This window comes from Kineococcus vitellinus, assembly GCF_009906315.1.
GTDB lineage: Bacteria > Actinomycetota > Actinomycetes > Actinomycetales > Kineococcaceae > Kineococcus > Kineococcus vitellinus.
The window spans coordinates 1-7,843 of record NZ_JAAALL010000209.1 but is presented as its reverse complement, the minus strand read 5'-3'; the positions used below and the strand labels follow the sequence as shown (position 1 = coordinate 7,843).

The 7,843-nt window shown below is 78.7% G+C and carries 6 protein-coding genes; 3 read left to right on the top strand and 3 right to left on the bottom strand.

All coding sequences use genetic code 11. The features are described 5' to 3' along the window. The coding region (locus GTQ99_RS26190) for a helix-turn-helix transcriptional regulator (protein WP_166616816.1) at positions 1-2,586 on the top strand (2,586 nt) is incomplete at its 5' end. A 215-nt stretch (positions 2,587-2,801) separates the two neighbouring features. Continuing rightward, the gene (locus GTQ99_RS16445) at positions 2,802-3,614 is read left to right on the top strand and encodes a peptidase (protein WP_166616815.1); all 813 of its coding nucleotides are present in this window, start codon (positions 2,802-2,804) and stop codon (positions 3,612-3,614) included. Positions 3,615-3,693: 79 nt separating this feature from the next. Here the strand turns inward: GTQ99_RS16445 and GTQ99_RS27035 are convergent, their stop codons facing one another. Then, positions 3,694-5,175, bottom strand: a complete 1,482-nt coding sequence (locus GTQ99_RS27035) for a diguanylate cyclase domain-containing protein (protein WP_166616814.1) — start codon at positions 5,173-5,175, stop codon at positions 3,694-3,696. A gap of 357 nt (positions 5,176-5,532) precedes the next feature. Here GTQ99_RS27035 and GTQ99_RS16435 point away from each other — a divergent pair, with 357 nt between their 5' ends. Continuing rightward, positions 5,533-5,952 carry a VOC family protein gene (locus tag GTQ99_RS16435; RefSeq protein ID WP_166616813.1) on the top strand — a complete coding sequence of 140 codons (420 nt, stop codon included), beginning with the start codon at positions 5,533-5,535 and terminating at the stop codon, positions 5,950-5,952. On the opposite strand, the gene GTQ99_RS16430 is transcribed toward GTQ99_RS16435, so the two are convergent. Together GTQ99_RS16430 and GTQ99_RS16425 are read right to left on the bottom strand one after the other, a co-directional pair. Next, positions 5,945-6,940 (bottom strand): DUF1731 domain-containing protein, encoded by a 996-nt coding sequence (locus GTQ99_RS16430; protein ID WP_166616812.1) that lies wholly within the window; start codon positions 6,938-6,940, stop codon positions 5,945-5,947. The two genes, GTQ99_RS16435 and GTQ99_RS16430, sit on opposite strands and share 8 nt — an antisense overlap. Positions 6,941-6,983: 43 nt before the next feature. Next, a partial coding sequence (locus tag GTQ99_RS16425) for a protein adenylyltransferase SelO family protein (protein ID WP_205707636.1) occupies positions 6,984-7,843 on the bottom strand: 860 nt, incomplete at its 5' end.

Below are 7,843 nucleotides of genomic sequence, written 5' to 3'. Positions count from 1 at the left end.
GGCGACGCCCCCGACCCCGCGGCGGGCCGGGGGCCCGCGGCGACGGCGGAGGCGCTCGTCGCACTGGTGGGCTCGCGCGCCGCCGGGCGCGGCGTCCTGGTGTCGGTCGACGACGTGGACCAGGCCGACGAGGCGTCCCTGCACGTGCTGGCCGCCCTGGCCGCGGCGGTGGGCAGGACCGGCGCCCCGCTGCTGCTGACGGCGACGGCGACGGCGGGGGTGCCCGCCGCGCGGCCGGGTCCGCTGGAGGTGCTGGGACCGGGAGCGACCACCGTCGTCCGGCTCGAGCGGCTGCTGCCGCAGCACGTCCGCGAGGTCCTGGACGACCTGGGGGTGCCGGCCGGTGCCGCGGCCCGCGCTCCGCTGGTGCAGCCGGCCGCGGGCAACCCGCTGGCGCTCGGCGAGCTGGCCGCGTCCGCCCGGGGCGGCGGCGTGGGCCGGGACGGAGAGGCCGGGCAGCCGGGAGGGAGCGCCTCCCCGCGCCTGAGCGTGCGGGCCCGCGAGGCGTTCGCCGACGGTCTGGACACGCTGCCCGCGCCCACGCGCGCAGCGCTGGTGACCGCGGCGCTGGCGCTGGAGACGCGGTCCGGCCGGGCCCGCGCGGCGGTCCTGGCCTCCCGGCCGCCGCAGGTGTGGGAGCCCGCCGTGGCGGCGGGCGTGCTGGTCCACCGCGGCGGCGGGCTGCGCTTCGCCCACCCGCTGACGGCCGTCGCGGTCCTGGAGGGCACCACCGCCGCCCAGCGGCGCACCGGGCACCGGCGCGTGGCCGAGGCGCTGCCCGCCGGCGACCCCGCCCGCGCGTGGCACCTGGCCCGCGCGGGCAGCGGGCCCGACCCGGCGCTCGCGGACCGGCTGGAGGAGGCCGCCCACCGGCTCGCCGGGCTGGCCGCACCGCGGGCGGCCGCGCACGCCCTCGTGCTGGCCGCCGCGCGCAGCGCCGCGCAGGACCGGGCCCGCCGGCTGCTGCTGGCGGCCCGGCACGCCCGCTCGGCGGGGGACCCCGGGGAGGCCGAGCGGCTGGAGGCGCTGTGCGCGGGGGGCCGGGAACCCGGTGGGGCGGCATCCGGCCGGCGCACCGAGGACGTCGTGCTGCGGGCGGTGGGCGAGGCCTGGGTCAGCTGGACGGCGCCGGCGATCGCCCGCGCGCGCGAACTCCTCGGACCCGGGACGCCCGACGAACCCGGTTGCCCTGCGGACCCGGGGAACGGCCGGAACTCGGGGAACCCGGAAACCCGGGAAGCACTGCAAGCACCGGAAACCCCGGGGACCCCGAGAAACCCTGGAAGGGCTGCGGGGCCCGGCGGCGGCGCGCGCAGCGGCTCCACCGCAGACGCCGCGCAGGCGGTGGTGCGCGCCTGGGGGCGGGCGCTGCTGGACCCCGCGAGCCGTCCCGGGCTCGTCGGCGCCGCGGTGCGCGGTGGTGACGACTGGCTGGAGCCGTTGCGCGGCAGCGCCTTGTCGCCGGACGGTGCACGGGGGGCGCTGGCGCTGGTCGTGGACGAGAGCGCACGTGCCGCCGCGTCGTTCACCCGGGCGCTGGAATCCGCTCCGCACGCGGTGGCGGCCGGTGGCACCGGTGTGCGGGAACTGCTCACCATCGCCCTGCTGGACGCCGGGCGCTGGCAGGAGGCGGGGGAGCAGGTGGCCCGGTGCCTGCACGACGCCCCGGGGCGGGCGCTGGTCGCCACCCTGGTCTCCCGGGCGGTGCTGGCGCTGCTGCGCGGCGAGCACGAGCAGCCCCTGCACGTCCTGGCCGCCCTGCAGTCGCTGCCACCGGCCACCTCGGCGCTGCACGAGGCGCGGCTGCTGCGCGCCCGCGGGCTGGCGGCCTCGGCCGTCGGCGAGCACCGCTCGGCCGTGCGGCACCTGCGGCGCCTGCACGGCCCGGACGCGGCGGCGCTGCACCCGTTGGTGTCCGACCCGGCGCTGGCCGACGTCGTCTCTGCGCACCTGGCCGTCGGCGACGGGCAGCGGGCCCGCGCGCTGCTGGCGGCGGTGCAGGCGCGGGGCGTCCTGCCCTCGGTGCGGCGCGAGCTCGTGCTGCACCGCGCCCGCGCCCTCGTGGCGGCCGACGCGGGCGCCGACGCCGAGGCCGAGCGGCACTTCCGGCGCGCGCTCGCCGCTCCCGGTGCGCGCTGGCCCTTCGAGCGGGCGCTGGTGCAGCTGGAGCTCGCCGAGCGGTTGCGCCGCCGCCAGCGCCCCACCGACGCGCGCCCGCTGCTGCGCTCGGCGCTGCGCGCGTTCACCGACCTCGGTGCGGAGCCGTGGGTGCAGCGCACCCGGGCCGAGCTGACCGCCGCGGGGGACGCCTGCGCCGGGTCCGGCGCCGGTGGTGCGGCCACCGCCGCCACCGGCGCGGACGTCCGGCCGGCGCAGGAGGCGACCGCCGCGCCGGCCGGGCTGACCCCGCGCCAGTGGCAGGTGGCCGCCCTCGCCGCGCAGGGGCTGACGAACCCGCAGATCGCCGACCGGCTGCGCATCTCGCACCGCACGGTGAGCGCGCACCTGCAGCACGCCTTCCGCGCGCTGGGCACCTCCCGCCGCGCGCAGCTGGGCCCGGCGCTGGAGGCGGCCCGCAACCGCTGACCACCGCACCGCCACGACCACACCGGGCAGCGGCGGCCGCAGCAGCGTCGCGGGGCAACCCGTCGCGTCCCGCCGGACCGGTGGTCCGATGCGCCGGGAACCGCCGCAGCGGCCGCTGCAACGAACGCGGGTGCTGCCGCGTCCTCCCACCGACGGAGCCGGGCACGCAGTCAGCGCGACCGGACCTCCGCACCCGTCCGAGAGGCACGAGCACCATGAACACCCAGCACCGCAAGCTCCTCGTCGTCGGCGCCCTGGCCGCCACCGCCCTGCTCGGCGGGGCGAGCGCCGCCGGCGCGGCCGGTCCGGTCACCGGCACCGGCACCGGTTCGGGAGCCTCCGGCGTCCCCGCCCAGAGCGTCGTCCGCTTCGCCCCCGGCGCCACCTCGGCCACCGTCAGCGGCCGCGTGGGCCCCGGCGAGGACGACCGCTACGTCTTCGACGCGCACGCCGGGCAGACCGCCACCTTCCACCTGGCCCGCTCCACCAGCGCGCAGACCTGGACGCTGGTGGGTCCCTCCGGCCCGGCCGTGCACGACGCGCACAGCCCGCGCCAGAGCGGCTTCAGCTACCGCTTGCCCGAGTCGGGGCGCTACTACGTCGACATCGTCTCCAGCCGCCCCTCCAGCTACCGCCTGGAGCTGTCGATCCCCGCCACCACGGCGGGCACCACGAGGCCGGGCGCTGGCACGGGCGGCACGGGCCGGCCGGTGGTGGCCGAGGCGACGAGGATCGCCTTCGCGCCCGGTCGCAGCAGCGCCACCGTCAGCGCGCAGGTGGGCCCGGTCCAGCGGGCCGCGTACACCTTCGACGCGCAGGCCGGTCAGCGCGCGCGCGTGCAGCTGAGCGGTTCCGCCACGGGGGCGTTCGCGCTCGTCGCCCCCGACGGCACCCCGTTGCACACCACGGGGAGCCGGAACCAGTCCGACGTCACGGTGACGCTGCCCACCACGGGGCTGTACCGCATCGACGTCGGCGACGACGCCCGCGCGGGCGCGCACCGGCTCACGCTGAGCCTGCACCGGTGAGCAGCGGCCGCTGAGCAGCGGCCGGTGAGCCACCCGCACCGGGACCCGGGCGCACCGGGTCCCGGTGCGGCGCAGCCGGTCAGGCGGCGAAGACGCGCACCTGGTTCTTGCCCGCCGCCTTCGCCGCGTACATCGAGACGTCCGCGTGCTGCACGACCTGCTCGGCGTCCTCACCGGGGGCGCGGTGCGCCACGCCGATGCTCGCGCCCACCCGCGCCGACCCGCCGGGCAGCGCGACCGGTTCGGCGAGCGCCGTGACGAACCGCTCCGCGAGGGCGCCGGCGCTCGCGCCGTCCGTCCCGTGCAGCAGCACGGCGAACTCGTCACCGCCCAGGCGCGCGCACACGTCGCCCTCGCGCACCGCGGCCCGCAGCCGCGCGGCCACGGTCCGCAGCAGCTCGTCGCCGGCGGCGTGGCCGCGGGCGTCGTTGACGAGCTTGAAGTCGTCGAGGTCGACGAAGGCGACGCTGAAACCCGCCTCCGGTGCGCTCGCGGCCCGCTGCAGCGCCTCGGTGAACGCCGCGCGGTTGGCCAGTCCGGTGAGGGCGTCGGTGCGGGCCTGCTCGCGCAGCGCCCGGTGCGCCTCGCTGGTGACCAGCGCCTGCGCCACCTGCGTGAAGGCGGTGCGCATGGCGAGCACGCCCTCGGCGGCGATGCGGTCGGGGGCGCCGCTGATGAGCCAGCTGCCGGCCCGGGTGGCGTCGGGGATCGCGGTCCAGCGCCCGGGCCGGCCCGCGCAGGCGTCCAGCGAGGCGGCGCTGAGCGTGCACGGCTGCCCGTCGGCGGGAGGCCGGTCCGGCAGCAGGACGTCGGGCAGCACCGCCGGCAGCGGCCGCCGCCAGGCGCCGATCGCCATCCGCACCACGGCGCCGTCGGCGGTGGCGTCCACCAGGGCGCTGGCCAGCCCGGGCGTGATCCGCGAGACGTCCCGCGCCGCGCGCTCACCCAGGTCCTCGATCTGCTTCCGGTCGGTGACGGTGAGCAGGTGGCGCCCCAGCTCGCTGAGCACGGCGTCGCGCCGCTGGCCCTGCTCGCGGGCGAACAGGGCCGTGGCCAGGTGCCGCGCCCCCACGGACGTCACGAACGCCAGCGGCAGGCAGCCCAGCACCGCAGCGACGTCGGCCGGCCCCTCGTGGCCGGGCACCAGGCTCCACAGCGGCAGCCCGCCGGCGACCCCGGCCGCCACCAGGGCGCAGTGCGCCAGGACGCGGCGACCGCTGCCGTAGACGGCGCGGAACCACAGGGCGGGGAAGGCGAAGCCGAACACGAGCATCGGGGGCGAGCTGAGCGCCACCGCCGCCCCCAGCAGCGCGGCCTCGGCGACGTCGGCGGCCGCGGTGGCGGTGCGGGTGGCGTAGCGGTGCACCCACAGCACCGCCAGCAGCAGCACGGCGGCCCCGACGCCGAGCGAGGCCGGCCCCGAGCCGCTGTGCGCGGTGGCGGGCAGGAGCAGCACCGCCGACAGCAGCACCAGCAGGCAGAACAGCCGGCGCGTCTGCTCCACCAGCCCGGCCGGGCGCGCCCACCAGCGCCGCACCGGCTCCTCGCCCGTCGTGGCCACCGCTCACCTCCCGCGGCGGCCGATCCGACCTCCGCCGGGGCTCCGTCGCGCTCGCGGGGCACCGGCCGCGCCGGTGGACGTCCCCGCACTGCTCATCGGCTGCTCCCCCCGCGCGCAGCAGCGCCCGTCAGGGTGAGGGCGCGCTGCGCGAACCGCCCGGCCGCGGTAGTCGGGGTGCCGGGAGACCTCGGCGAGGGTGGCGCGGAAACCCGGGTGCCAGGCCACGGGCACGCCCAGCAGGTGCGCGTCGTCCTCGACCGCGGGCGTGGGCGTGGGCGTGGGCGTGGGCGACCCTGGTGCCCCCCGCGCCGGCGCGCCATCATCGGAGCCGGGTACCCGAGCGGCTGGAGGCCGGCGATGAGCACGACGGTGCAGGTGGCGTTCGACGCGGCCGACCCCCACGGGCTGGCCGCCTTCTGGTCGCTGGCGCTGGGCTGCGAGCGCGAGGACCACCACGACGTCGTCGAGCACCTCGTGCGCTCCGGCCTGCTGCCGGCGGAGGGGGTGCTCGAGGTGGAGGGCCGCAAGGCGTTCCGCGACGTCGCGGCCTGCCGCTCCACCACCGGCGGGCCCCGGCTGTTCTTCCAGCGCGTGCCCGAGCCCAAGACCGCCAAGAACCGCGTCCACCTGGACCTGCAGGTCGGCGCCGAGCAGCGCGAGGCCGAGGTGGAGCGCCTCGTCGCCCTCGGCGCCGCCGTGCTGTGGACGACCACGGACCGGGGCCCGGTCACCACCACGCTGCGCGACCCCGAGGGCAACGAGTTCTGCGTCAGCTGACGCGCCGCAGCTCCCGAGCCCGCCGCAGCTCCCGAGCTTGCCGGACCAGGTCGGCCGCCGCCTCGTCCCAGCGCGGGTGCGCGAAGGTGAAACCGGCCTCGAGCAGGCGGGCGGGCACGACGCGACGGCTCTTCAGCAGCAGCTCGGTGTCGGTGCGCAGGACCAGCGCGCCGGCCTCGGCCATCAGCCGGGTGGCGGGCAGGCCCAGGCGGCGGCCCCAGGCGCGGCGCAGGGAGCGCATGAGCTCCCCCTGGGGGACGGGTCCGGGCGCCGCGAGGATGACGGGGCCCTCGAGGTCGTCGCGCTCGAGCAGGAGCAGCACGGCGCGCACGAAGTCCTCGCCGTGGATCCAGGAGACGTGCTGGTGCCCGCCCGCGACGGGCCCGCCCAGACCGAGGCGGGCCATCCGGGACAGGTGGTCGAAGACGCCGCCGCGGTCGGGGGTCATGACCATCGCCGTGCGCAGCGCGACGCGGCGCGTGGCGGGGGTGTCGGCGTCCGCCTGGGCCTGCTCCCAGCGGCGGGCGATGCGGACGCTGTACTCCCGGTACAGCGGGACGTCGGGTTCCTCGCCGCCGAGCACCCCGGTCGCCTCGTCGTGGGGCAGGCCGTCGGGGCGGCTGCGGGCGTCGGCGTAGATCGTGGCGGTGCTCATCTGCAGCCACACCCGCGGCGGCCGCTCGGCCCGGGCGATGGCCGCACCCACCGCGCGGGTGGACTCCACGCGCGAGTCCATCATCTGGCGCAGGTTGGCGTCGGTGCAGCGGCAGCTGACCGTGCGCCCGGCCAGGTTCACCACCGCGTCGGCGCCGTCGAGCTCCGCCGCCCACGCGCCGAGGGTGCGCCCGTCCCACACCACGTGCCGCACGCCGTCCTCCAGGCGCTCGGGCCGGCGGCTGAGGACCGTCACCTCGTCGCCGCGCTCCAGCAGCGCGCGCCGCAGCACGCCTCCGACCTGACCCGTGCCGCCGGGGACGACGATCTTCACCCCGGCAGCGTAGGGCGCCCGCCCGCGGCGCGGGCGCCGCTCGTCACGTCCCGCAGAAGGTCCGGTAGTCGCCGAAGTCCTCCGGGGCCGGGGCGGCGTAGCGCTCCAGGCCGGGGCGCTCCTCGAAGGGGGCGCTGACGACGTCCAGCATCCGCTCGAAGGGAGCGGTGTCGCCGTCGGTCGCGGCGGCCAGGGCCTCCTCCACGAGGTGGTTGCGCGGCACGTACAGCGGGTTGACCCGGTCCATCGCCGCCGCGTCCGGCTCCAGGGCGCGCCAGCGCGCCAGCCAGGCGTCGACGGCGCCGGCGTCGGGCAACAGCCGGTGCACCGCAGCGGCGTCGCCGCGGGCGGCGGCAGCCAGGGCGCGGAAGGAGGAGGTGAAGTCGGCGCGGTGCACGGCCATCAGCTCCAGCAGCTCCTCGGCCAGCGAGGTGACCGCGTCCGGCGCGGCCCGGTCGGCCGCACCGGCGAGCCCGAGCTTGGCGCGCACGCCGTCCACCCACGCGCTGCGGTAGCGCTCGGGGAAGGTGCCCAGCGCCTCGGTGGCGAGCCGGACGGCCTCCTCCTCGTCCTCGTGCAGCAGCGGCAGCAGCGCCTCGGCGAGGCGGGCGAGGTTCCACTGCGCCACGGCGGGCTGGTTGCCGTAGGCGTAGCGCCCGCCGTGGTCGATGGAGCTGTAGACGGTGGAGGGGTCGTAGGCGTCCAGGAAGGCGCACGGGCCGTAGTCGATCGTCTCGCCCGAGATCGTCGTGTTGTCGGTGTTCATCACCCCGTGGACGAACCCCACGAGCACCCAGCGGGCCACCAGCGAGGCCTGCGCGGCCAGCACCGCCTCGAACAGCGCCAGGTGGGGCCGCTCGCTGCGGGCGGCCCCACCTGGCGCTGTTCGAGGCGGTGCTGGCC